Genomic DNA, 25173 nt, shown 5'->3' on the forward strand with positions numbered 1-25173 from the left:
GAAATGATCGAGGCCAAGGACGATGCGACGGGCAGGGCGTTGCTGTTCGACATCGACGGTACGCTTGCCAATACCGACCCGCTGCATTTGAAGGCTTTCAACGAGGTGCTTGGTCCTCGCGGCCATGTATTCGATCACGCGCGCTTCTCGAAGGAGCTGCAAGGTTTCGCCAATGTCTCGATCGGCGAGCGCTTTCTGCCCGACGAAACGGTGGAGCGGCGGACGGCAATCCTCGGCGAGAAGGAAGAGGTCTTCCGCACGCTTGTCGCCGGACAGATCGAGCCGCTGCCGGGCCTGATGGCGCTGCTCGACCGTGCGGATGCCGCCGGCATCCCCATGGTTGCGGTAACCAACGCGCCGCGTCTGAACGCCGAACTGCTGCTCTCCGGCCTCGGCATCACGCATCGTTTCAAGGCGATCGTGATCGGCGACGAACTGGCGCACGGCAAGCCGCATCCGCTGCCCTATCAGGAAGGGTTGCGCTTCGCCGGCGCCAGCGCGTCGGCCTCGATCGCGTTCGAGGATTCCCGCACCGGCGTGCAGTCGGCGACCGCCGCGGGCATTCCGACCATCGGCATCCGGACCAGCCTCAACCATGCTGACCTTGTCGGCGCGGGTGCCGTCGCCTCCGCCAGCGCCTTCGACGATCCGGACCTGCTCGCGCGTCTCGCCGCCGCGATGGCATGGTGAGGGGGCCAGCCGTTAACTGTGATCGGCGCACGCATTGACCGATGGCGCGAACCGCCGCACCATGCACCGTCCTGATTTGAGGCCATCGCCGTGACCGGATTGACCCATCGCCAAGCCGAAATCCTCAACATCGCGCGTGCTTCGGGCCGTGTCATGGTCGAAGAGCTCGCGCGCAAATTCGAGGTCTCGGCGCAGACCATCCGCAAGGATCTCAACGATCTCTGCGAGCGGAGATCGCTGACGCGCATCCACGGCGGCGCCATCATCGCCTCAGGCGTCGAAAACCTCGCCTACGAGGCGCGGCGTTTCGTTGCGGCCGACGAGAAGAAGGCGATTGGCGCTGCTGCCGCATCGCTGATCCCGAACGGCTGCTCGCTCTTCATCAATATCGGCACCACGACCGAGGAGGTCGCGAGCGCGCTGACCTCGCATGAGGACCTTCTCGTCATCACCAACAACCTCAATGTCGCGATGCTGCTCTACCGCCATCCCCGCATCGAGGTGGTGGTTGCCGGCGGCACGGTGCGGCGCGCCGACGGCGCCGTGGTCGGCTCCACCGCGACGCAGCTGATCGGGCAGTTCAAGGTCGACTACGCCATCATCGGCGCATCCGCGATCGACGAGGAGGGCGCGCTGCTCGACTTCGACTATCGCGAGGTGCAGGTGGCCCAGGCCATCATCGCCAACGCCCGCAGCGTCATGCTGGTTGCCGATTCCACAAAACTCCGCCGCAGTGCCCCTGTGCGCATCGCCCATATCACCCAGATCCAGACCTTCGTCACCGACCAGGAGCTCCCCGAGCGCCTCGCCACCATCTGCCACAGCAAGGGCATCGAGGTGATGGCGGCGATGCCGAAGGACGCGTCCGATATCGATGACGCGCAGGCCGAGGTACAGGAAGCCTCGCCGGTGGTGCGGCTGCGCTAAGGGCTTATTGACCACTCCACGGGTTGATCAACGTCACGCCCGTCGGTTCGAAATCCCCGACATTACGCGTAACGACCATCAGGCCGTGAACAAGCGCGGTTGCTGCAATGAGGGCGTCGCGCTCAGCCCGCGGGTTGGGAACGTGCAACTGCGCGCAACGCTGCGCCACCGCCGTATCGATCGCCAGAATCCGCCCTTCGAAGCGGACCAGAATGTGATCGTCGATCCAGGCGCGCAGGATGGTGCCTTGCATCGCGTCTTTGCGCTCGATCAGGCGCGCGCCAAGTTCAATTTCGAGGACCGAAATGGCGGACATGAAAAAATGCGCCGCAGGCACACCGCTGGCCCAGGCGAGGACATTGCGGTCAGCCCTATCCGGCCGTCTCAGTTCGGAAATGACATTGGTGTCCAGCAGAAACATCAGTCGAGATCGGCGGGCTTGGCGATCCCGCCGGCAAGTCGAGGCGGATCGAAATCAAAGTCCGCGTTCGCCTGTGCCAAGGCTTCGGCAAGGCTCATATGCCCGCCGCTCAGGCGCAAATAGTCCTCGATCGTCAGCAGGACATGGGCCGGGCGGCCGCGATCCGTAATGAAGACGGGGCCCTCCGAGGCCGCCTTCTTGGCGCCGCTCGTATCCTGGTTGAATTCGCGGCTGGTCAGGGTGGTCACCATCCTCAGTGCCTTTTCAGCTCACTGGCCAAATTATATGTAGTTACGTTACTACATTCAAGTTGATTGGCATGTTCGCTAACGGCTAACCAATTGGCCCTTTGCCTATAAACCGGCTCGTGCTCCTGCCGATTTCTCCGGCTTTCTGGCGCTGAAAAAGTTCCTCTTTCACTTCCCGTCGCCTCTCTTTCATCTTGCTTTCGTTTTTCGGTGTGATCTAATCAAAAGCGAAAGTAGTCGCTCGAAGGAACGAGCGAGTCGCCGGGGGATGCGTCTGTTGGAGCGTATTTTCGACCTCGCCATCATTGGAGGCGGTGTTAACGGTTGCGGTATCGCGCGCGATGCCGTGGGCCGGGGCAACACGGTTTTCCTCTGTGAGATGAACGACCTGGCGAGCGGGACGTCGTCCTGGTCGACCAAGCTGGTGCATGGCGGCCTGCGCTATCTCGAATATTACGAGTTTCGGCTGGTCCGCGAGGCGCTGATCGAGCGCGAGATCCTCTGGGGCATCGCGCCCCACATCATCCGCCCGCTGCGTTTCGTTTTGCCGCATCACGCCGGCCTGCGGCCCGCCTGGCTACTGCGCCTCGGTCTCTTCCTCTACGACCACATCGGTGGCCGCCACCTGCTGCCGGCGACGCGCTCGGTCGACCTTGGGCGTGACGAGGTCGGCAAGCCGCTGATCCCGAATCGCTACAGCCGTGCGTTCGAATATTCCGACTGCTTCGTCGATGATGCCCGTCTCGTCGTGCTCAATGCGCGCGATGCCGCCGACAAGGGCGCCGAGATCCGCACCCGCACCCGCGCGACGGATATCAAGCAGTCCGACGGCGTCTGGACCGTCAGCATGGTCGACACGCTGACCGGCGAACGTTCATCGATCCGCGCGAAGGCGCTGGTCAATGCCGGCGGCCCCTGGGTCGAGGACGTGCTCGGCCGCGGTGCCGGCGTCAACGCGAAAGCCAAGGTGCGCCTGGTGCAGGGCTCGCACATCGTGGTCAAGAAACTGTACGACCACGACCGCGCCTACATGTTCCAGAACGCCGACGGCCGCATTATCTTCGTGATCCCGTACCAGGACGACTTCACGCTGATCGGCACCACCGACCGCGACTATGACGGCGATCCCGCCAAGGTGAAGGCGACGCCGGAGGAGATCGAGTATCTCTGCAAGGCGGCCAGCGAATATCTCGCGAAGCCGGTCACGCCCGCCGACGTGGTCTGGACCTATTCCGGCGTGCGTCCGCTCTATGACGACGGCGCCAGCGAAGCCAAGGCCGCAACGCGCGACTATGTGTTCGAGCTCGACACGCCCGGTGGCGCGCCGCTGCTATCGATCTATGGCGGCAAGATCACGACCTATCGCCGGCTCGCCGAAGAAGCGCTGGAGCGGCTCGCGCCCTATCTTCGCAGCGCCAAAGCGCGCGAGGGCTGGACCGGCAAATGGCCGCTGCCCGGCGGCGACATGAATGTGTCGGATATCGACGGCCTGATCGCCGAGCTCCAGCGCGGCTATTCCTTCCTCAGCCATGAACATGCCCGTCGCCTCGCGCGCGCCTACGGCACCCGCGCCCTCAAGCTGCTCGGCGATGCGAAATCGGCCTCCGATCTCGGTCAGGCTTTTGGCGCGACACTGACCGAACGCGAGGTCCGCTACCTCATGGCCAACGAATGGGCCGTCACGGCGGAAGACATCGTCTGGCGTCGCTCGAAACTCGGCCTGCGACTATCTGCCGACGAGATCGCGGCACTGAGCGACTGGATTGCAACCCATGCAGTGCCGCAAAGTCCCCTGCTGGAAGCGGGAGGACGCTCATGAGCGTGACACTCGACCACGTGACCCGGACCGTCGATGGCATCGAGCACATCCGCGACGTCTCGTTGACGCTCCAGAGCGGCACGCTCAACGTGCTGCTCGGGCCGACGCTGTCGGGCAAGACCTCGATCATGCGGCTGCTTGCCGGTCTCGACAAGGCGACCTCAGGCAAGGTGCTGGTTGGCGGCAAGGACGTCACCGGCGTCGACGTGCGCCAGCGTTCCGTCGCGATGGTCTATCAGCAGTTCATCAATTATCCCTCGTTCACGGTCTATGAGAACATCGCCTCGCCGCTCCGCGTGCAGGGCAAACCGCGCGAGGAGATCGAGGCGCGCGTGGCGGAGGCAGCAAAGCTGCTCCGGCTCGAGCCGTTCCTGAAGCGCACGCCGCTTCAGCTGTCCGGCGGCCAGCAGCAGCGAACCGCAATGGCACGCGCCCTGGTCAAGGGCGCCGATCTCGTGCTGCTCGACGAGCCGCTGGCCAATCTCGATTACAAGCTGCGCGAGGAGCTGCGCGCCGAGCTGCCGCGCATCTTCGAGGCCTCGGGCGCGATCTTCGTCTATGCCACGACCGAGCCGACCGAGGCGCTGCTGCTCGGCGGCAACACGGTCTGCATGTGGGAAGGCCAGGCGCTCCAGATCGGCGAGACGCCGAAGGTCTACCGCCAGCCGCAGACGCTGCGTGTCGCCCAGGTGTTCTCCGATCCGCCGCTCAACCTCGTCGGCATCGAGAAGAAGAACGGCTCCGTGCAATATGCGGGCGGCATCGCCGCACCGGCATCCGGTCTCTACTCCGCTCTCGCCGACGGCGCCTATCGCGTCGGCTTTCGCGCGCATCAGCTTGCGCTCGCCAATGGCGAGACCGACCGCCATGCCTTCCATGCCACTGTCACGGTGACCGAGATCACCGGTTCGGAGAGCTTTGTGCATTTGACCCGCGACGGATCGAACTGGGTGGCGGTGCTGCACGGCGTGCACGAGTTCGAGCCCGGCCAGACGCTCGACGCCGTGCTCGATCCCAACGACGTCTTCGTGTTCGATGCGGCCGACCGTCTGGTCGCCGCTCCTAGCTCGTGAGGGAGGTGCGCCATGGCTCGCATTGACCTCGTCGATCTCGCCCACTCCTACGGCGGCAATGATGCGCCGCAGGACAGCTTTGCGCTGAAGCCGGTCACGATGACATGGCGGCAGGGCGGCGCCTATGCACTGCTCGGCCCAAGCGGCTGCGGCAAGACCACGCTGCTGAACGTCATCTCCGGCATCATCACGCCGTCGCGGGGGAAAATCCTGTTCGACGGCCAGGACATCACACCGCTGTCAACCCAGAAGCGCAACATTGCCCAAGTGTTCCAGTTTCCGGTGATCTACGACACCATGACGGTGGGGCAGAATTTGGCGTTTCCGCTGAAGAACCGCGGCGTGCCGAAGGCCGAGATCGACAAGCGCGTCGCCGAGATCGGCCGCCTGCTCGATCTCGAACCCTATCTGAATCGCAAGGCCACGCGGCTGACGGCCGACGCCAAGCAGAAGATCTCGCTCGGCCGCGGCCTGGTCCGCTCCGACGTCGCCGCCGTGCTGTTCGACGAGCCGCTGACCGTGATCGACCCTGAATTGAAATGGCAGCTTCGCTCCAAGCTCAAGGCGCTGCATCGCGAGCTCGACCTCACGATGATCTACGTCACCCACGACCAGACCGAGGCGCTGACCTTCGCCGACACCGTCGTCGTCATGCATGACGGCCGCGTGGTGCAGAGCGGCACGCCGGCCGAGCTGTTCGACAAGCCCGCGCATACCTTCGTCGGCTATTTCATCGGCTCGCCCGGCATGAACATCATTCCGGCCGAGGTGAGGGGCCGCGAGGCGCACATCGACGGCCACGTCATCGCGCTTAACCGGGCTTACGACAAGCTTCCCGCGGGCGCGAAGATCGAGATTGGCGTGCGTCCGGAATTTGTGGAGGTCGTTGCGCCCGGACCGGGCCTGCTCACCGCAAAAATCGAGCGCATCGACGATCTCGGCCGCATCCGCTTTGCGCGGACGCGCCTCGGCGAGGCCAAGCTCGCGGCGCGTGCGCCGGCGGGCTTCACCAGCTCCGACGGCAATGCCGGGCTGAAACTCGATCCGTCGCATATCCACGTCTATGCCGACAGCCTTCTGGTGGAGGGAGCCGCCTGATGGACAAGACCGTCAATCAAAAAGCCTGGTTCCTGGTGCTACCGGTGTTCCTGGTCGTCGCCTTCTCGGCGGTGCTGCCGCTGATGACGGTGGTGAACTATTCGATGCAGGACACGTTCGGAAATAACCAGTTCTTCTGGAACGGCGTCGGCTGGTTCAAGGAGCTGCTGGATCCTTCGACCGATCTCGGCGGACGCTTCCTCGCCTCGCTCGGCCGCAATCTGTTCTTCTCGCTGGTGATCCTCGCCATCGAGGTGCCGCTCGGCATCGTCATCGCACTGTCGATGCCGCGCCAGGGCTGGACCGTCGCGGCCTGCCTCGTGATCCTCGCGCTGCCGCTGCTGATTCCGTGGAACGTGGTCGGCACGATCTGGCAGATTTTTGGCCGGCCCGACATCGGCCTGATGGGGTACGTCCTCAACCATATCGGCCTCGACTACAATTACGTCTCCAACGACATCGACGCCTGGGTCACCGTCATCGTGATGGACGTCTGGCACTGGACCAGCCTCGTCGCGCTGCTCTGCTACGCCGGCCTGAAGTCGATCCCGGAGGCCTATTACCAGGCCGCCCAGATCGACGGCGCCTCGCGCTGGGCCGTGTTCAAGGCGATCCAGCTGCCGAAGATGAACCGCGTGCTGCTGATCGCGGTGCTGCTGCGCTTCATGGACAGTTTCATGATCTACACCGAGCCGTTCGTCGTCACCGGCGGCGGGCCCGGCAACTCCACCACCTTCGTGTCGATCGAGCTGGTCAAGATCGCGCTCGGCCAGTTCGACCTCGGCAAGGCCGCCGCGCTCTCGCTGGTCTACAACCTCATCATCCTGATCGTCTGCTGGATCTTCTACACCGTCATGACCAATGCCGGCGCTGAGCGGAAGCCGCAGGAAGGAGCCGCGTGATGCATTCGATCCCCGGCCGTCGCCTCATCATGGGGCTATTTCTGATCTTCCTGCTGCTGCCGATCTACTGGCTCGTCAACATGAGCTTCAAGACCAACGCCGAGATCGTCTCGACGATGACGCTGTGGCCGCACGCTCCGACGCTGCAGCACTACAAGCGCATCTTCACCGACGAGAGCTGGTATTCCGGCTATATCAATTCGCTGGAATACGTCGTCCTCAACACCATCATCTCGATCTCGGTGGCGCTGCCGGCGGCCTATGCGTTCTCGCGCTACCGCTTCCTCGGCGACAAGCATCTGTTCTTCTGGCTGCTGTCGAACCGCATGGCGCCGGCCGCGGTCTATGCGCTGCCGTTCTTCAACCTCTATTCGGCGATCGGGCTGTTTGACACGCCCTGGGCCGTTGCACTCGCGCACTGCATCTTCAACGTTCCGCTCGCGGTCTGGATTCTCGAAGGCTTCGTCTCCGGCGTGCCCCGCGAGATCGACGAGACCGCCTTCCTCGACGGCTATTCGTTCCCGCGCTTCTTCATCAAGATCCTGGTGCCGCTGATCGCGAGCGGCATCGGCGTCGCCGCCTTCTTCTGCTTCATGTTCTCCTGGGTCGAGCTGCTGCTTGCGCGCACGCTGACCTCGGTCTCGGCCAAGCCCATCGCCGCGATCATGACGCGAACGGTGTCGGCGGCCGGCATGGACTGGGGACTGCTGGCAGCCGCCGGCGTCCTCACCATCATTCCGGGCGCGCTCGTGATCTGGTTCGTCCGCAATTACATCGCGAGCGGTTTCGCGCTCGGCCGCGTCTAGGGAGGCATCAATGGAATCCATCGCATGGATGGCCTGGACGCTGCCGACGGCGATCTTCTTCGCGGCGCTTGCTTGCACCCTCGCTGTCATGACGTACCTCGCCGCGGTCTATCCTGAGGCCGAGCGCGTCGGCGTGCTCAGTATTCCGACCACGCGCGGTGATCGCCTGTTCGTTTCGCTAATCGCGGCCGCGGTCATCCATCTCTTGTGGATTGCTTTCTTCGGCACGGACGCGATCGCGACGCTGCCGATCGGCGAGGAGGGCGTCGAGATCTCGCGCCTGTGGCTCGCAAGTGGAATTTCGCTGGTCACGGCTGTGCTCATTTTTCGCACGGTCTGAAGCTCGCGAAGGAACGGCCAGATCCGGGGGCAATCCGGGTCTGTATAAAAGTTTGTCGCTGCAACGGAGGAACAACATGCGACAGTTTAGGAGAAGGGAACGTCCATTGACCAAGAATAGCTTTCTGACCATGTCCAGCGTCGCCGCGCTCGTTGCGGTGTCGTTCGCCGTCTCGGTGCCGGTCCGCGCCGCCGACGACGCCGCGATCCAGAAGTGGATTGCGGAATTCCAGCCCTCGACCCTGTCGAAGGAAGACCAGAAGAAGGAGCTGGAGTGGTTCGCCAAGGCCGCCGAGCCCTTCAAGGGCATGGAGATCAACGTCGTCTCCGAGACCATCACGACCCACGAATACGAATCGCAGACGCTGGCCAAGGCGTTCTCCGAGCTCACCGGCATCAAGCTCAAGCACGACATCATCCAGGAAGGTGACGTCGTCGAGAAGCTGCAGACCCAGATGCAGTCCGGCAAGAACGTCTATGACGGCTGGATCAACGATTCCGACCTCATCGGCACGCACTTCCGCTACGGCCAGACCATCGCGCTGTCGGACTACATGACCGGCGAGGGCAAGGACGTCACCGATCCCATGCTCGACGTCAACGACTTCATCGGCAAGTCGTTCGGCACCGCGCCGGACGGCAAGCTCTATCAGCTGCCCGACCAGCAGTTCGCCAACCTCTATTGGTTCCGCTACGACTGGTTCACCAACCCCGACTACAAGGCCAAGTTCAAGGCCAAGTATGGCTACGAGCTCGGCGTTCCCGTGAACTGGTCCGCCTATGAGGACATCGCCGAGTTCTTCACGAACGACATCAAGGAGATCAACGGCGTCAAGGTCTACGGCCATATGGACTATGGCAAGAAGGACCCCTCGCTCGGCTGGCGTTTCACCGACGCCTGGCTGTCGATGGCCGGCAACGGCGACAAGGGCATTCCGAACGGTCTGCCGGTCGACGAATGGGGCATCCGCATGGAAGGCTGCCGTCCGGTCGGCTCCAGCGTGGAGCGTGGTGGCGACACCAACGGTCCCGCCGCGGTCTACTCGATCACCAAGTATCTCGAGTGGATGAAGAAGTATGCCCCGCCGCAGGCCCAGGGCATGACCTTCTCCGAGTCGGGTCCGGTGCCGGCCCAGGGCAACATCGCCCAGCAGATGTTCTGGTACACCGCCTTCACCGCCGACATGGTGAAGCCGGGCATCGCCGTGATGAACGCGGACGGTACGCCGAAATGGCGTATGGCTCCGTCGCCGCACGGCGCGTACTGGAAGGAAGGCATGAAGCTCGGCTATCAGGACGCCGGCTCCGTGACGCTGCTGAAGTCGACCCCGGCAGATCGCCGCAAGGCAGCCTGGCTCTACCTCCAGTTCATCGTCTCCAAGACGGTGTCGCTGAAGAAGAGCCATGTCGGTCTCACCTTCATCCGTGAATCCGACATCTGGGACAAGTCGTTCACCGAGCGTGCGCCGAAGCTCGGCGGCCTGATCGAGTTCTACCGCTCGCCCGCGCGCGTGCAGTGGACCCCGACCGGCAACAACGTGCCCGACTATCCGAAGCTGGCGCAGCTGTGGTGGCAGAACATCGGCGATGCGTCGTCCGGTGCGAAGACGCCGCAAGCCGCGATGGACTCGCTCGCCGCGGCCCAGGACTCCGTGATGGAGCGTCTGGAGAAGTCCGGCGTGCAGAAGGAGTGCGGTCCGAAGCTGCACAAGAAGGAGTCGGCCGAGTACTGGTACGCCAAAGCCCAGAAGGACGGCACCATCGCCCCGCAGCGCAAGCTCGCCAACGAGAAGCCGAAGGGCGAGACGGTCGACTACGACACGCTGATCAAGTCGTGGCCGGCCACCCCGCCCAAGCGCGCCTCGTTGCAGTAAGCAACGTCTCATAACGACGAAAGGCCGGGAGCAATCCCGGCCTTTTTCTTTTGTGCGCTCGCAATGACGCATTTGCGGCAGGTGCTCTCCACATTCTCGGTGTCATCGTCCGCGAAGGCGGACGATCCAGTACGCCGTGGCTCCTCGATCGAATCGTGCTGCCGGTGGCGACTGGATTCCCCGCCTTCGCGGGAATGACAGCAGTGGTGCGGGGCGCGTCCCGCGGCGCAGCCGAACGCCCCCGCTTGACTCGCTGTCACATCGAATTCATGATCAGCATAATGCGATTGAAGTAATCGTATTTCGATTACGTTCGCGAAAGCCGTTTGGGCCAGCGTCGGCCCGTCCCGGAGGCTGTGATGGCATTGATCGAGGCGTTCAGGCAGTTGCTGGGCGACACGGCCGTGCTGACTCGCGAGGAGGATCTCGCGGGCCTCACCGAGGACTGGCGCGGCCGCTATCGCGCGCCGGCGCTCTGCGCCGTGCTGCCGTCGACCACGGAGCAGGTTGCGGCCATCGTCCGTCTCTGCGTCGCGCATGAAACGCCGATCCTGCCGCAGGGCGGTAACACCAGCCTCTGCGGCGGTGCGACGCCGTCCGGGCAGGGCAAGCCGCCTGTCATCGTCGCGCTGACGCGCATGCGCAAGGTCCGCTCGCTCGACCCCGTCAACAACACCATGGTGGTCGATGCCGGCTGCGTGCTGGCGACCATCCAGGAGTTCGCCGCGGCCGCCGGCCGGCTCTATCCGGTCAGCCTCGGCGCCGAAGGCTCGTGCCAGATCGGCGGCAACATCGGCACCAATGCCGGCGGTACCGGCGTGCTGCGCTACGGCAACACGCGCGACAATGTGCTGGGGCTCGAGGTGGTGCTGCCGGACGGCTCGGTCTGGGACGGTCTCTACGCGCTGCGCAAGAACAACACCGGCTACGACCTCAAGCATCTCTTCATCGGCTCGGAAGGGACGCTCGGCATCATCACCGGCGCGGTGCTGAAGCTGCATCCGCTGCCGACGGCGGAGGCCGTCGCCTGGCTTGCTGTCGACAGTCCGCAGAAGGCGCTGGGCGTGCTTGGCCTGTTCCAGGCCGCCTGCAGTTCACGGCTCTCCGCCTTCGAGCTGATGAATGCGAAGCAGATCCAGCTGGTGCTGGAGCAGGTGCCGGGCCGGCGCTGTCCGGTCGCCGAGATCGACACCTGGCACGTCCTCGTCGAACTCTCCGACACCGGCGACGCTGCGGCACTGGCGGCGACGATGCAGACGGTGCTCGAGCAGGCGCTCGAGGCGGGGCTCGTCAGCGACGGCGTCGTCGCTGCGAGCGAGGCGCAGCGCAAGGCGATGTGGCTGGTGCGGCACAGCGTCTCGGAAGCCAACAAGAAGGCCGGTGTCGGCCTGACCTCGGACACCGCCGTCCCGGTCTCGACTGTGCCTGACTTCATCGACCAGGCGATGGCCGCGGTGCGCGCGATCGTGCCGGATCTGTCGTTCATCATCGTCGGCCACATGGGCGACGGCAACATCCATCTCATTCCCTTCTTCAGCTTTGCCGAATGGGACGCGCTGCCGGAGCGTGATGCCGTCGGGCAGAAAATTCGCCGCGCCATGAACGACGTCGCAAGCGCCTTGCGCGGCACCTTCAGCGCCGAGCACGGCGTCGGCCGCACGCTGACGGGTGAGATGGCCCGCTACAAGCCGCCGGTCGAGCTCGCTTTGATGCGGGCGGTGAAGCAGGCGTTCGACCCGTCGGATCTGTTCAATCCCGGCCGCGTTCTGCCGCCGTCATCCGCGGCGGATGCCGCCGCTTCGCCGACCACCGCAACATCGCAAAGAGGGGCCTGACATGACCAACGCACCGAAGATCATCACCTCCCGCCGCCGCCTGCTGCTTGGCGCAGGAGCCGGCGCCGTCGCACTCGCCGCTCCCTCCGTCTGGTCGCCGTCCCGCGCCGCCGGAAAACGCATCGTGGTGCGCGACGATGGCGGCATCTACACCAAGGCCTATGGCGCGGTGTTCTACCGTCCGTTCACCGAAGCGACGGGGATCGAGGTGGTCGGGGTGCAGGCCAATGCCGAGCCGGTCGCGCAGATCAAGACCATGGTCGATACCAAGAACTATACCTGGGACATGGCCAAGATCAGCTGGCCCGCGATCCTGCTGCTGACCAACGGCAGCAAGCAATATCTCGAAAAGCACGGCCTCGAATCCGAGCCCGTGATCAAGTCGATCCCCGCCGAATTCATGTCGCCCTACGGTGTCGGCACCAACGTCTATACCACCGTGCTGGCCTATCGCACCGACGCCTTCAAGGGCCGCAAGGCGCCGCAGTCCTGGGCCGATTTCTGGAACGTGGCGGAGTTTCCGGGACGCCGCGCCGTGCGCAAGCATCCGTTCGACACGATCGAGGAGGCGCTGATGGGCGCGGGCGTGCCGACCGCGCAGGTCTATCCCTGCGATCTGAACAAGGCGTTTGCCTCGCTCGACAAGATCAAGTCCTCGGTCGCGGTGTGGTGGACCAGCGGCGCGCAGGTCGAGCAGATGCTGATCTCGGGTGAGATCGACCTGCTGCCGACCTGGGTGTCGCGTCCGCAGTCTGCGCAGGCGGCTGGCGCACCGGTGGAGATCGTCTGGAATCAGGGCGTCTGGGGCGGCGACAACTGGTCGATCCTGGCCGGCACGCCGAATGCGGACGCTTGCCGCGAGTTCATCAAGTTCGCGTCCGATCCGAAGCGGCAGGCGGCGCTGGTCGAATACTTCCCGGCCGGGCTCACGCAGCCGGAGGCCTTCAACTACGTCAAGCCGGAGGTCGCCAAGAACTGCCCGACCTATCCTGACAACATCAAGGCCGGGCTGAAGATCGATGCGAAGTTCTGGTACGACAACCAGGCCGCCGTGATCGAGCGCTTCAACAGCTGGATCCTGGCTTGATCGGGTCAGGCGGATCGGAGCGGCCCATGGTCTCGTCGAGCCTGCGTATTCGAGAGCTGTGCAAGCGCTACGGTGATTTCGTCGCGCTCGCGCCGACCAGCCTCGACGTCGCCAAGGGGGAATTCCTCACCCTGCTTGGCCCGTCGGGCTCGGGCAAGACCACGCTGCTCAGCCTGATCGCGGGTCTCGCCCATCCCGACGAGGGGCGGATCCTGATCGACGATTGCGACGTCACACATAGCCCCGCTTATGACCGCGACATCGGCGTGGTGTTCCAGAACTACGCGTTGTTTCCCCACATGACGATCGAGGACAACATCGCATTTCCCCTCCGGATGCGGAAAGTGTCCGACGCGGACGCGCGCCGGCGCACCGCCGCGGCGCTGGAGACGGTGCGCCTGCCGCATGTCGCAAAGCGCTACCCGCACGAATTGTCCGGCGGCCAGCAGCAGCGCATCGCGCTGGCGCGCTGCATCGTCTACCGCCCCGCGATCATCCTGATGGACGAGCCGCTGGGGGCGCTCGACAAGAAGCTGCGCGACCAGATGCAGCTCGAGATCAAGCGCATCCATCGCGAGCTCGGCACCACGATCGTCTATGTCACCCACGACCAGGAAGAGGCGATGACGATGTCGGATCGCATCTGCCTGATGAATGCGGGCGCGATCGAGCAGCTCGGCACGCCCCGGGATCTCTACTTCCGGCCGCGCTCGGTGTTCGTCGCCGACTTCCTCGGCGAGTCCAATCTGCTCAGCGCCACCGTTCGCGGTGTCGATGGCGAGGGGCTCGACATCGTCCTCGCCGAGCAGCTTGCAGCGTCGCGCGCGGTCGGCAATGGCTCCCGTTTCGCCGCCGGCGAGCCGATCAAGGTGATGGTGCGGCCGCAGAACCTCATGGTAGGTGAGGGCGGCCAGCTGTCCGGCCGGCTCACCGACGTGATGATCAGCGGCAGCCTGACACGGCTCTACATCGCGCCGGAGACGGCGGGCCTGCCGCAGCTCGTTGCCGCGCATCCGACCCGCAGCGGCAGCGCGCCTTACGAGATCGGTCAGCGTCTGTCGCTCGGATGGCATGCGGCGGATGCCGTCGCCATCCACGACGGCAAGGGGATCTGAGCTTGGCCGGCATGCGCGCGATATCGCGGAGGCTGGCCTGGACGCGGGCTGCAATGGGCGCGCCGCTGGTGCTGCTGCTCGTGCTGTTCCTGGTCTATCCCGTCGGCCAGCTGCTGCTGCTCAGCATCTACGGCGACAATGGCTTCACGCTTGCGCAATATCGTCAGCTCTTCGCCTCGTCGGTCTATCTCGACGTTCTCCTGATCACGCTGAAGATCTCGCTGGTGACCACGCTGGTCTGCGTCGTCACGGGTTATCCGATCGCCTATCTGATCTCGGTCGTCGGCAAGGAGCGCAAGGCGACGCTGCTGTTCTGGGTGCTGCTGTCGTTTTGGACCAGTTTCCTGGTCCGGGCCTTCGCCTGGATCGTGCTGCTCGGCCGCAACGGCGTCATCAACAAGACGCTGATTTCGCTCGGCATCATCTCGAGTCCCGCAAACCTGCTCTACAATTTCGGCAGCGTTCTCGTCGGCATGGTGAATGCGCTGCTGCCGCTCGCCGTGCTGACCATGCTCTCGGTGATGGAGAACATCGACCGCACCCTGCCGCGCGCCGCCGCCACGCTCGGGGCGCGGCCGGGCATGGCGTTCTGGAAGATCTATTTTCCGCTGTCGCTGCCGGGCGTCGCTGCTGCCGGGATCATGGTGTTCGTCACCGCGATCGGCTTCTTCATCGTGCCGGCGCTGCTCGGCGGGCGCCGCGAGACCATGATCACGCAGCTGATCATCGACCAGGTCCAGCAGACCATGAACTGGGGCTTTGCCGGTGCGATCTCGGTGCTGCTTCTGGTCGTGGTCCTCATCGTCTTTGCCGCCTATGACCGGCTGCTCGGCCTGTCGAGCATGACCGGCGCATCCGCGCCGCGCAATGCGAAGCCATCGCGTCTGTCGGGCCCGGTCGCGAGGGCGGGCGATGCGCTGCTCACGTTGCTCGGCGCCATCTCCGACCGCATCATCCTGCTGCTGCCGTCACGCCGCCGCGACCGCAATCCCGATCAGGCCGGCCTCGGCTTGCAGGCCTTCGTCTGGACCATGCTGCTCGTCATCAGCGCGCCGACGATCCTGATGATCCCGCTGTCGTTCGGCACCGGCGGCCTCAACTGGCCGCCGCAGGGCTTCACCCTGCATTGGTACGAGACGGTGCTGAATTCGCCGGTCTGGACCCAGGCCATGCTGCGCTCGCTGCTGGTCGGCATCGGCACCGGGCTGCTCGCCATGCTGATCGGCACGCCGGCCGCGTTCCTGCTGGTGCGCAGCGAGATCCGCGGCAAGGCGGCGTGGCTCGCCTTCATCCTGTCGCCGATCGTGGTGCCGCGCATGATCATCGCGGTCGGCCTGTTCTACGTCTTCGCGCAAATGGGTCTGGTTGGCAGTGCCCTCGGCCTCGTGCTCGGCCACACCGTCGTCGCCGTGCCCTATGTGGTGATGACCATGATGGCGGTGCTGCGCAATTACGACACGCGGCTCGACCACGCCGCACAGAGCCTCGGGGCGCGCCCGTTCGCGACGCTGCGCTTCGTGACCTTCCCGATCCTCGCCGCCGGCATGATGTCGTCGTTCCTGTTCGCCTTCGCGACCTCGTTCGACGAGCTGACCATCGCGCTGTTCGCGACCGGCGGCCTCAACGCGACGCTGCCAAAGCAGTTCTGGGACGAGGTGACACTTCAGGTCTCGCCCACCATCGCCGCCGTCTCGACCTGCCTGTTCGTTTTCATGGGGCTCCTGATCTTCGTCGCCGAACGCCTGCGCCGGCGTGCCGCCGCAAGATAGAAGCTCCGCATTCCAACCAGAGGTTCTCAATCATGCTCACTGCCAATCGTCTCCGCGGCCTGTTCCCGGCCATTCCGACCCCGGTCAAGGCGGACGACAGCATCGATGCCGGCGCGGTCGCGGCCATGTTCACCTGGCTCAACAAACAGGGCATCGACGGCGTGGTGCCGCTCGGCGGCACCGGCGAATACGGGGCGTTGGCGCGCGCAGAGCGCATCAAGATGGCCGGCCTGTCGGTGAAGGCGATGGCGGGCAAGGGCCCGGTCATTGCCGGCGTGCTCGACACCGGTTTCCACGATGCCCTCCAGGCCGGCCGTGAATTCGCAGCCGAAGGCGTGGACGGTCTGCTGGTTCTTACGCCATATTATACCAACCCGACTCAGATCGGCATTCGCGACTATTTCCTGCGCTATGCCGACGCTTCGCCTGTGCCCGTCCTGATCTACGAGATTCCCTATCGCACCCGGATCGCGATCGAGCCCAAAATCCTGCATGAGCTCTCCAGGCATCCCAACATCATCGGCATGAAGGCCTGCAATCTCGACATGTACCATTTCCTCCAGGTCGTGGCCGGTGTCGACGAGAGCTTTGCGGTGCTGAGCGGCGAGGACAGCCTGTTTCCGCTACATCTTGCAGCCGGCGCGACGGGCGGCATCGTCGTCACCGCCTGCCTGCTGCCGCGTGCCTGGCGGAATATATACGAGACGGCGATTGCTGGTCGGACCGCCGAGGCACTGAGCCTGCACCGCCGCCTGATCCCGTTCATGAACATGGCGTTTGCCGAGACAAATCCGGGGCCGATGAAGGCGGTGATGGATCTCGTCGGTGTCGATGCGCCGCGGATGCTGGCGCCGCTGGTCCAGCCGGCGCCGGCGCTGGTCTCGGCGTTCCGCGCCGAGCTCAAGAAGCAATTGGCGCTCACTGAAAACGTTGGGTGACGAGAGGACGGCGACATGGCGCGCAGCGGCCAGGGCGGATCAAGGAAGGCTGTCAAGGCCAAAAGCCTGGACAAAGCGGGCCCGGATAAGGCGCGTGCAGGAAAGCACGTCGAGAAAAGCGCCGAGCCGGCGCGCTCGTCGCTGTTCGTCGGCTCGACCGAGAAGGCCTTTCAGGTCCTGCACGCCTTCGATGGGCCGCGACGCTTCATGACGCTGGCCGATATCGCGCGCGCGGCCGGTCTCGACCGCAGCGCCACCCAGCGCCTGGTCTATACGCTGGAGACGCTCGGCTATCTCAGGCGGATCGAGGGCACGCGCAACTATGGCCTCACGTCGAAGGTGCTCCAGTTCTCGCACAGCTATCTCAAGGCCAACGAACTGATCGACAAGGCCTCGCCCTATCTGCTCGACATGAGCCGTAACCTCGGCGAGACCTGCAATTTGCACGAGCTCGACGGCCACGAGGTCGTGTTCGTGGCACGCTTTCCCGGCCGGCACCTCATCCACATCGATTTCGTGATCGGAAGCCGGCTGCCGGCCTACTTCACGGCGTCCGGCATCGCCATCCTGTCGGCTCTTCCCGAGGAGACGCGGCACGATCTGTTGAAGCGTACGCAGCTGGAGCCCCTCACGCCCTATACGATCACGGATCCGGACCAGCTTCTGGAGCAGGTGCGCGTCGCCGCCACGCGCGGCTATTCGATCCAGGTCAACCAAAGCGTCATGGGCGACATTTCCGTCGCGGCGCCGATCATCGACGAGCACGGCCGCGCGGTCGCCGCGGTCAACATCTCCGTGCCGACCACGCGCTGGACCAGGGAGCGCGCCGAGGCGGAGCTCGTGCAGCATGTCCACGTCGCCGCGACCTCGATCTCGAAGTCGAAATTCAACCGCTACGCCGCCTGATGCGGATGCTGCTGAATGCCGACGACTACCGCAGCCGTGCGCGAAAATTCCTGCCGCGCGGCCTGTTCGACTACATCGATCGCGGCACCGAGGATGAGGTCGCGCTGAGGCGCCTGCGCGCCTCGCTCGATGAGATCACGCTGATGCCGTCGGTGCTGACCGGGCACGACAGGCGATCGTTCGACACCGCGCTGCTGGGACAGCGCCTCGCGGTGCCCCTCGTCGTCGCGCCGACCGCGCTCGCCGGTCTGGTCGCGCATGACGGCGAGACCAAGCTGGCGCGCGCGGCCTCGCGCGTCGGCATTCCCGTCTGCATCTCGACGCAATCGGTGACGACGGTCGAAACCATCCGGCGCGGCGCGCCCGATGCGACGCTGTGGTTTCAGCTCTATGTCTGGCGCGATCGGGCGCTGACGGCAGGACTTCTGGAGCGCGCCCGCGCCTGCGGCTGCGAGACCCTCGTCGTCACGGCCGATACGCCGGTCTCGCCCAACCGCGAGTACAACAGGCGCAACGGCTTCGGCATTCCGTTCGTCCCCAGCCTGCGCAGCACGATCGACGTCGCGCGGCATCCGCGCTGGCTCGTCGGCGTTCTGGCGCGCTATCTCCTGAGCGAGGGCATGCCGACCTATGGGCACTATCCGGACGAGTTCCGCGCGGCGATCACCCGGCCGAACATCGCCGAGGCCGTGCGGCTCGACCATCGCCTGAACTGGGACGACGTGCGCTGGCTGCGCCAGCTCTGGCCGGGCAAGCTGATCATCAAAGGCGTCTTGGCCGTCAAGGATGCGGAGACCGCGGCCGAGCTCGGCTGCGACGCCATCGTTGTGTCAGCCCATGGCGGCCGCAATCTCGACTGCCTGCCTGCGCCCGCGGAGTGCCTTCCGGCCATCGTCGAGGCCGTCGGGGGACGCCTGACGGTTCTGGCGGACAGCGGCGTGAGGCGCGGCACCGATGTCCTGAAATATCTCGCACTCGGCGCCGGAGCCGTCCTGCTCGGCCGCCTGCCGCTCTGGGGCCTCGCCGCGGGCGGCGAAGCCGGTGCAGAGGCGGTCCTGCGCATGATCGTCGCCGAGATGGACGCCGCGATGGCTTTTTTGGGCGCGGAGTGCGTGTCGGGGTTGCAAGCGCCGCTTCGATAAGACAAAGGCCGGGAGCGATCCCGGCCTTTTCTCAATTGCCCTGCCGCGAGCGGGGAGGCGCTTACTTCGCCGCCGCCAGAGCCGGGTAATCCGTATACCCCTTCGCGCCGCCGCCGTAGAACGTGTTCTTGTCCCAGTCGTTGAGCGCCGCACCCTGCTTCAGACGCTCGACGAGATCGGGGTTGGAGATGAACGGCTTGCCGAACGCGATGAGATCGGCGGCTTTCGCGTCCAGCACCTTGGTGGCGAGATCGAAATCGTAGCCGTTATTGGCGACGTAGGCGCCGGCAAAGCGCTTGCGCAGGGACGCATAGTCGAACGGCGCGATGTCGCGCGGGCCGCCGGTGGCGCCCTCGACGACGTGGAGATAGACAAGCTTCAGCGCGCTGAGGCCGTCGACGATATGGTCGTACAGGGCTTGCGGGTTGGAATCCGAGATGTCGTTGGCCGGGGTCACCGGCGAGATGCGGATGCCGGTGCGCTCAGCGCCGGCCTCGGCCACGACGGCCCTGGAGACTTCCAGCATCAGCTTGGCGCGGTTCTCGATCGAGCCGCCGTAGGCGTCGGTACGCTTGTTGGCGCCGTCCTTCGCAAATTGCTCAAGCAAATAGCCGTTGGCGCCATGAATCTCGACGCCGTCGAAGCCGGCTTCGAGCGCGTTCTTGGTGGCGCGCTTGAAGTCGTCGATGATGCCTGGAATTTCGGAGAGTTCGAGCGCACGCGGCTCGGAGACGTCGGCGAAGGTGCCGTTGACGAAAGTCTTGCCCTTGGCACGGATTGCGCTCGGCGCCACAGGGGCTGCGCCATTGGCCTGGAGGTCGACATGCGAGATGCGGCCGACATGCCAGAGCTGGATGAAGATCTTGCCGCCGCGCGCATGCACTTGGTCGGTGACCTTGCGCCAGCCGGCGACCTGGTCCTTTGAATAGATGCCGGGGGTGTCCTGGTAGCCCTGGCCCTGCTGCGAGACCTGGCTCGCTTCGGTGATGAGAAGGCCTGCGGAGGCGCGCTGGGCGTAATAATCGGCGGCGAGCGCGCCGGGTACGAATGTGCCGGGAACGGCCCGGTTGCGCGTCAGCGGCGCCATCACGAAACGGTTGGCCAGCGTGATCGGGCCGAGCTTGTAGGTCTCAAACAATTTGGTCGGGCGGCTCATGGGGATGCTTCCAGGCGGTGAGAGGTTCGGAACACTTGTGCATCGCGGCAATCAGCGCAAGAGACGAGCCATACGGAAAGTGCAGGCGAGCTGCGCGGCAAGGCCCGCGCAGCATAATTCATGTGCAATTTGAGCCGCGGCAGCGGAATTCCACTACGCGGCCGTGCGATTTGGCAAAATCAGCTCGCGCCGAGGAAATCGCGCTTGCCGATCTCGACGCCGGCATGGCGCAGAAGGCCGTGGGCGGTCGCGGCGTGGAAATAGAAGTTCGGCAGCGAGAACGCGCTGAGGAATTGCTGCCCCTTCATGGTGATGGATTTGTCCGGGCCGGCCGGGAAGGTGACGTCCTTGCTGTCGGCGCCCTCGAACTGCTCGGTCTTGAACGACTTCACGTAGTCGATGGTCCTGGCCAGCCGCTGCTTCAGCTCCTCGAACGTCTTTTCCGTGTCGGGCGTCGAGGGCACCTCGCTATGCGTCAGCCGCGCGCAGCCCTTGGCGGCGAAATCGCTGACGAGCTGGATCTGCTTCGAGAGCGGCAGCATGTCCGGAAACAGGCGGGAGCCGAGCAGGACGCTGGGGTCGACCTTCTTGGCCGCGCAATGCGCCTCGGCTTTGGTGAGCAGGCCGGTGAGGCTGTTGAGCATTTGCAGGTACGCGGGGACGACGGCGTCGTAGAAGGACATGTGATGCTCGCTTCAATGATGGGAAATCTCAGGAGAAAACCTGAGCCACTCACATGGGAACCTCATGGAAAAATACAATCGCGAAAGCGGCTTGTGCGGTGCGAAAATTCTACCGGATCGTCCCCGCCGGCTGCGCCTGCGCCGTGCCGCCACGCATGCGCGCCAGCAGCTCCGCCGTCGGCCAGGAATCCGCCGGCAGGCCGTATTTGATCTGCATCGCCTTCACCGCCGCACGGCTCTGCTGGCCCAGCACGCCGTCGACCTTGCCGACATTGAAGCCGGCCTGGACCAGAAGCTGCTGCAACTGCTTGAGCTCGTTGAACGGCAGCTGCGCGACCGGCTGGGCCGGCTTGCGCATCGGGGCCGCGCCCGCGATGCGGGTGGCGAGATAGCCCGCGGTGGTCGAGTAGATCAGCGAGTTATTCCACTCGGTGTAGGCCGCGAAATTCGGGTACGCCATGAAGGCCGGCCCCAGGCGTCCCATCGGCAGCAGCACGGATGAGGCGAGATTGTCGTTCGGCAGCGGACGGCCGTCCGGATAGGTCACGCCCAGCTGCGCCCATTTCGAGCGCGGCAGCTGCACGGTGAGGTCGGTCTGATCCCACGGCAGGTTCTGCGGCACCTTGATCTCCTCCAGCCACGGCTCGCCGCGCCGCCACTTCAATCCGTTGGCGATGTAGTTCGCTGTCGAGCCGATCACGTCGTCCTCGCTGCGCAGCAGATCGCGCCGTCCGTCGCCGTCATAGTCGACGGCATAGTTGACGTAATGCACCGGCAAGAACTGTGTCTGGCCGAGCTCGCCGGCCCAGGAGCCGATCATCTCGTCCGGGGTGAGATCGCCGCGGTCGATGATCTTCAGCGCGGCGATGGTCTCGCCCACGAACATCTCCGAGCGCCGGCAGTCATAGGCCAGCGACACCAGCGATTTCAGCGTCGGCAGGTTGCCCATGTTGACGCCGAAATCGCTCTCCAGCCCCCAGAACGCGGCGATCACCGCCGGCGGCACGCCATACTCCTTTTCCGCGCGCGCGAACGCAGCGGCATGTTGCTTGATGTGCTGCTGGCCATTCTGCATGCGATAGGGCGCGGCCATGCGCCCGGCGAATTCGGTGAAGAGCTGTCCGAACACGCGCTGGCCGCGGTCGCGGTTGACGATGCCCTGGTCGTAGACGAGGTAGGGCGAGGCCTCCGCGATCGTCCGCTGCGAGACGCCTGCGGCCACCGCCTGGCTCTTCACGTCGGCCAGGAAGCGATCGAAGCTCGCGCCGTTGTGGCACGATGCCGCGCGCGGCGAGGGCGCAATGGCCTTGGGCGCGGCAGGCCTCGCCGGCGGTGGCGCGAATTGGGCGGAGGCGGGAAGGACGAGCGTGAGCAGGGCGGCGGCCGCGATCGCAAATCGGGTCTTGAGCATGAGTTTTCCGGAGGGAGAGACGCTTGGATTCTTGACGAAGTTTAATGGAATGATCTGGCTCAAGCCAGTGCCGCGGCTCCGCGACGCACCCGGAAACCTTGCGGCCGGGCCGGGGTCATTCCTACCTGATGCTTGCCGGCCAGAGGTTTTGCCCGCGGCCGCCCCGGGAGACGGCCATGAACTATCTTCGGACCGCAATGCTGCTTGCAGCCCTCACCGCCCTGTTCATGGGTGTGGGCTATCTGATCGGCGGTGCCTCAGGCGCCTTGATCGCGCTCGTCATTGCCGCGGCGACCAATCTCTTCGCCTATTGGAACTCCGATCGCGCGGTACTCTCGATGTACGGCGCCCACGAGGTCGACCGCGCCAGCGCGCCGGAGCTGGTCGGGCTCGTCGCCGAGCTTGCCGGCCGTGCGGGCTTGCCGATGCCGCGCGTGTTCGTGATGGACGAGGCGCAGCCCAATGCGTTCGCGACCGGTCGCAATCCCGAGAATGCCGCGGTCGCCGTGACCACGGGCCTGATGCATCAGCTCAGCCGCGAGGAGCTCGCGGGCGTGATCGCGCACGAGCTGGCCCATATCAAGCATCACGACACGCTGTTGATGACCATCACCGCGACCATCGCCGGCGCCATCTCGATGCTGGCGCAGTTCGGCATGTTCTTCGGCGGCAATCGCGGCAATAACGGCCCGGGCATCGTCGGCTCGATCCTGATGATGATCCTCGCCCCGCTCGGCGCCATGCTGGTGCAGATGGCGATCAGCCGCACCCGCGAATATGCCGCGGACAATCTCGGCGCGCGCATCGTCGGGCAGCCGATGTGGCTGGCCTCCGCGCTGGTGAAGATCGAGGGCGCCGCGCATCAGGTCCCGAATTTCGAGGCCGAGCGCAATCCCGCCACCGCGCACATGTTCATCATCAATCCGCTGTCGGGCCACGGCGTGGACAATCTGTTCACCACCCATCCCTCGACGCAGAACCGTATCGCCGCGCTCCAGCAGCTCGCGGCCGAGCTCGGGGCCCAGGCGGCGCCGTCGGTCGGGGCCAATGAGAATTATCCGCCGCAGGGCCCGTGGGGTCGCTCGTCCTCGCGTGGGCCTCGGCGTGGACCTTGGGGCTGATCAGGATCTGCGGGATTTGTGGCGGGCTTTGTGACCTGGAGCACACAGGAAGGTCCCGGTCGGTGCTAACACCTCGGCGTGACCGTTTCTTCGAAAGGGGATGCGTGGCCGGCCCGGTGCCGGTCACTGCCGAAGATGAAAAGAGCTGCCGTACCGTTGCTGATCGTCCTGGGCGTGCTCATTGGCTTGTCCACGCATACGGTCGTGAATTGCGGCGACGAGGACGAGCCCGACGTCTGTTCGGCCGTGATCGGTTTCTCGCCGCTGCGCGGATCGCTGATCGCCTTTGCCTATGAAGGGCGGGGGCGGATCGCGCTGCGCCATGGCGACTTCAGGCGGGCGATCGCCGATTTCGACGAGGCCATCAACCTCAACCCCAACCGCGCCTCGCTGTATCGCGACCGCGCGCTTGCGCGCTGGCAGAGCGGCGACCTCGCGCTTGCCATCGAGGATTACGACGAGGCGATCGCGCATGATCCAAAACTTTCCGCGCCCTATCACCAGCGCGGTCTGGCGCTCGCCGCCGCCGGCGATCTCGATCGCGCGATCCTGAGCTACAACACGGCGGTCCGCCTCGATCCCTCGAATGCGCAGGCCCGCCTCGACCGGGGCCTTGCCTTCCTCGCCCGCGGCCAGGCCGACGATGCGCGCGCCGATTTCGAGGCCGCGCTGGCGCTGCCGGCGGGCAAGGATACCCGTACGCGCGATGCGGCACGCGCCAAGCTGGCCGAACTCGCCAGCGTCGAGCCGACCCGGCTCGCGGCGCCGCGGCGGTAGCGATATCCAGAGCTGCGAAGCGGCTCCGCGAGGAATCATCTCGCGATTTGAATGCGTGGATAGAACCCCTCATCCGGCGCTTCGCGCCACCTTCTCCCGCAAGGGGCGAAGGAAGAGGAGATCGGGCCTACTTCGCTTTCTTGGCTTTTGCCGTCTTCGCCTTGGCCGCCTTCTTGACCGGCTTCGCCTTCGCCGGCTTCTCAGCTTTCACCTCGACCGGCGTGCTGGCGGCGATGCGCATCGATCTTGCGTAGCTGTCGGCGACGTTGTCGGCGGACATCTGGAGGCGCCTGGCGGCTGCGGTGGCCTGCTCCATGGTGGCCTTGGCCATCAGCTTGAAGCGGGCGCTGGTCTCCTTGCCCTTGGCCTTGGCCGCAAGGCCGTTGAAGCGATCCCGCCGCTCCTTGGCGCGGGTTATCAGGCCCGTATGCAGCTGTCTGGCCAGTTGCCGGATCACGACATCCAGGTCGGCGTCCGCCATGTTGTTCTATCCTCTTGAAAACAGGTATCGATGCGGGCGGGACTATGCAGATCGGGCCCCGGCTTGGCAATTCCCCGGGGGGCGGTGATCAACACCTCCTGTATCCAAAACGAAAAGGCCGCGCTGTTCGCGCGGCCCCGCTGTCGCCGGTGCCCGGCTCAGTACTGGCCGCCGGGGCGTCCCGGGAAATATTGCCGGTTGCAGAACCTGCGGCCCTGATCGTACGCAGCCCCATCGCCGTGGGCGCGGATGCTGAAATACTGGAGGCAGCGCATGTAGTTCTGGTTGCTGAGAAAGTCGAGATTGCCGGCGGAGGCCGGCGAGACGCTCGCAGAGCCGGCGAGCAGCGTGGTGGCGAGAAGGGCGGCGGAGGCGAAGAGCGCGAGCTTTGTCATGGTTGTTGACTTTCGATTTGCGGCTGCCCGATGCAGTCCCCATGACGCTGACGATGCCTGATCCTTCATGATGCAGCTGTGCTCGACGTCACAGAGCGTCAGCGAGGTCTTGCAGTTGCGGAGGCGGACGCTCGCTATCCCCTCAACGCATCAGGGCCGC

The 25173-nt window shown here is 65.1% G+C and carries 25 protein-coding genes; 18 read left to right on the forward strand and 7 right to left on the reverse strand.

What is annotated here, in order from left to right:
• Positions 1–3 precede the first annotated feature (3 nt).
• Entirely contained in the window at positions 4–690 is a 687-nt protein-coding gene (locus PMI42_RS20920) for an HAD family hydrolase (protein WP_008137734.1), read from the forward strand.
• A gap of 90 nt (positions 691–780) precedes the next feature.
• Positions 781–1617 (forward strand): DeoR/GlpR family DNA-binding transcription regulator, encoded by an 837-nt coding sequence (locus PMI42_RS20925; protein ID WP_008137735.1) that lies wholly within the window; start codon positions 781–783, stop codon positions 1615–1617.
• 4 nt (positions 1618–1621) lie between these two features.
• Here the strand turns inward: PMI42_RS20925 and PMI42_RS20930 are convergent, their stop codons facing one another.
• Positions 1622–2038, reverse strand: coding sequence for a type II toxin-antitoxin system VapC family toxin (locus tag PMI42_RS20930; RefSeq protein WP_008137736.1), 417 nt, complete (start codon positions 2036–2038; stop codon positions 1622–1624).
• The gene (locus PMI42_RS20935) at positions 2038–2289 is read right to left on the reverse strand and encodes a type II toxin-antitoxin system prevent-host-death family antitoxin (protein WP_008137737.1); all 252 of its coding nucleotides are present in this window, start codon (positions 2287–2289) and stop codon (positions 2038–2040) included. The genes PMI42_RS20930 and PMI42_RS20935 overlap by 1 nt, the downstream gene beginning before the upstream one ends.
• 265 nt (positions 2290–2554) lie before the next feature.
• Here PMI42_RS20935 and glpD point away from each other — a divergent pair, with 265 nt between their 5' ends.
• The 14 genes from glpD (at position 2555) to PMI42_RS21005 (ending at position 18989) form a co-directional block, all read left to right on the forward strand.
• The gene (glpD, locus tag PMI42_RS20940; RefSeq protein ID WP_008137738.1) at positions 2555–4105 is read left to right on the forward strand and encodes a glycerol-3-phosphate dehydrogenase; all 1551 of its coding nucleotides are present in this window, start codon (positions 2555–2557) and stop codon (positions 4103–4105) included.
• Positions 4102–5178 carry an ABC transporter ATP-binding protein gene (locus tag PMI42_RS20945; protein ID WP_008137740.1) on the forward strand — a complete coding sequence of 359 codons (1077 nt, stop codon included), beginning with the start codon at positions 4102–4104 and terminating at the stop codon, positions 5176–5178. The genes glpD and PMI42_RS20945 overlap by 4 nt, the downstream gene beginning before the upstream one ends.
• Positions 5179–5190: 12 nt before the next feature.
• Positions 5191–6276: an ABC transporter ATP-binding protein gene (locus tag PMI42_RS20950; RefSeq protein ID WP_008137742.1), complete on the forward strand. Its 1086-nt coding sequence runs from the start codon at positions 5191–5193 to the stop codon at positions 6274–6276.
• Positions 6276–7178: a carbohydrate ABC transporter permease gene (locus PMI42_RS20955; RefSeq protein WP_008137745.1), complete on the forward strand. Its 903-nt coding sequence runs from the start codon at positions 6276–6278 to the stop codon at positions 7176–7178. Before PMI42_RS20950 ends, PMI42_RS20955 begins: the two co-directional genes overlap by 1 nt.
• Positions 7178–7984 carry a carbohydrate ABC transporter permease gene (locus tag PMI42_RS20960; RefSeq protein WP_008137747.1) on the forward strand — a complete coding sequence of 269 codons (807 nt, stop codon included), beginning with the start codon at positions 7178–7180 and terminating at the stop codon, positions 7982–7984. The genes PMI42_RS20955 and PMI42_RS20960 overlap by 1 nt, the downstream gene beginning before the upstream one ends.
• Positions 7985–7994: 10 nt before the next feature.
• Complete coding sequence (locus PMI42_RS20965; protein ID WP_008137749.1) at positions 7995–8324, forward strand: DUF2160 domain-containing protein; 330 nt, start codon at positions 7995–7997, stop codon at positions 8322–8324.
• A 130-nt stretch (positions 8325–8454) separates the two neighbouring features.
• Entirely contained in the window at positions 8455–10197 is a 1743-nt protein-coding gene (locus PMI42_RS20970; RefSeq protein ID WP_035966234.1) for an ABC transporter substrate-binding protein, read from the forward strand.
• 359 nt (positions 10198–10556) lie between these two features.
• Positions 10557–12032 (forward strand): FAD-binding oxidoreductase, encoded by a 1476-nt coding sequence (locus tag PMI42_RS20975; RefSeq protein WP_008137753.1) that lies wholly within the window; start codon positions 10557–10559, stop codon positions 12030–12032.
• 1 nt (position 12033) lies between these two features.
• A complete protein-coding gene (locus PMI42_RS20980; RefSeq protein ID WP_008137755.1) occupies positions 12034–13119 on the forward strand; it encodes an ABC transporter substrate-binding protein in 1086 nt (361 codons plus the stop codon).
• A 26-nt stretch (positions 13120–13145) separates the two neighbouring features.
• Positions 13146–14234 (forward strand): ABC transporter ATP-binding protein, encoded by a 1089-nt coding sequence (locus tag PMI42_RS20985; RefSeq protein ID WP_008137756.1) that lies wholly within the window; start codon positions 13146–13148, stop codon positions 14232–14234.
• Positions 14235–14245: 11 nt separating this feature from the next.
• Positions 14246–16003: an ABC transporter permease subunit gene (locus PMI42_RS20990; RefSeq protein WP_008137758.1), complete on the forward strand. Its 1758-nt coding sequence runs from the start codon at positions 14246–14248 to the stop codon at positions 16001–16003.
• 32 nt (positions 16004–16035) lie between these two features.
• Positions 16036–16941, forward strand: coding sequence for a dihydrodipicolinate synthase family protein (locus PMI42_RS20995; RefSeq protein ID WP_008137760.1), 906 nt, complete (start codon positions 16036–16038; stop codon positions 16939–16941).
• 15 nt (positions 16942–16956) lie between these two features.
• Complete coding sequence (locus tag PMI42_RS21000) at positions 16957–17847, forward strand: IclR family transcriptional regulator (protein WP_008137761.1); 891 nt, start codon at positions 16957–16959, stop codon at positions 17845–17847.
• Positions 17847–18989, forward strand: a complete 1143-nt coding sequence (locus PMI42_RS21005) for an alpha-hydroxy acid oxidase (RefSeq protein WP_008137763.1) — start codon at positions 17847–17849, stop codon at positions 18987–18989. The genes PMI42_RS21000 and PMI42_RS21005 overlap by 1 nt, the downstream gene beginning before the upstream one ends.
• A gap of 61 nt (positions 18990–19050) precedes the next feature.
• On the opposite strand, the gene PMI42_RS21010 is transcribed toward PMI42_RS21005, so the two are convergent.
• The 3 genes from PMI42_RS21010 to PMI42_RS21020 all read right to left on the reverse strand — a co-directional run bounded on the left by PMI42_RS21010 (position 19051) and on the right by PMI42_RS21020 (position 22239).
• Complete coding sequence (locus tag PMI42_RS21010; RefSeq protein WP_008137764.1) at positions 19051–20145, reverse strand: alkene reductase; 1095 nt, start codon at positions 20143–20145, stop codon at positions 19051–19053.
• Between the two features lie 179 nt (positions 20146–20324).
• Positions 20325–20828: a DUF1993 domain-containing protein gene (locus tag PMI42_RS21015; protein ID WP_008137766.1), complete on the reverse strand. Its 504-nt coding sequence runs from the start codon at positions 20826–20828 to the stop codon at positions 20325–20327.
• 109 nt (positions 20829–20937) lie between these two features.
• Positions 20938–22239, reverse strand: a complete 1302-nt coding sequence (locus tag PMI42_RS21020; protein ID WP_008137768.1) for a lytic murein transglycosylase — start codon at positions 22237–22239, stop codon at positions 20938–20940.
• A 176-nt stretch (positions 22240–22415) separates the two neighbouring features.
• Here PMI42_RS21020 and htpX point away from each other — a divergent pair, with 176 nt between their 5' ends.
• On the forward strand, positions 22416–23360 hold the full coding sequence (htpX, locus tag PMI42_RS21025; protein WP_008137769.1) for a zinc metalloprotease HtpX: 945 nt from the start codon (positions 22416–22418) through the stop codon (positions 23358–23360).
• Positions 23361–23495: 135 nt separating this feature from the next.
• Positions 23496–24137, forward strand: a complete 642-nt coding sequence (locus PMI42_RS21030; RefSeq protein ID WP_193376343.1) for a tetratricopeptide repeat protein — start codon at positions 23496–23498, stop codon at positions 24135–24137.
• A 127-nt stretch (positions 24138–24264) separates the two neighbouring features.
• On the opposite strand, the gene PMI42_RS21035 is transcribed toward PMI42_RS21030, so the two are convergent.
• Positions 24265–24618 (reverse strand): hypothetical protein, encoded by a 354-nt coding sequence (locus tag PMI42_RS21035; protein WP_008137774.1) that lies wholly within the window; start codon positions 24616–24618, stop codon positions 24265–24267.
• Positions 24619–24776: 158 nt separating this feature from the next.
• A complete protein-coding gene (locus PMI42_RS21040) occupies positions 24777–25013 on the reverse strand; it encodes a hypothetical protein (RefSeq protein WP_008137775.1) in 237 nt (78 codons plus the stop codon).
• Positions 25014–25173: the final 160 nt, after the last annotated feature.

The sequence above is a fragment of the Bradyrhizobium sp. YR681 genome (assembly GCF_000282615.1).
GTDB lineage: Bacteria > Pseudomonadota > Alphaproteobacteria > Rhizobiales > Xanthobacteraceae > Bradyrhizobium.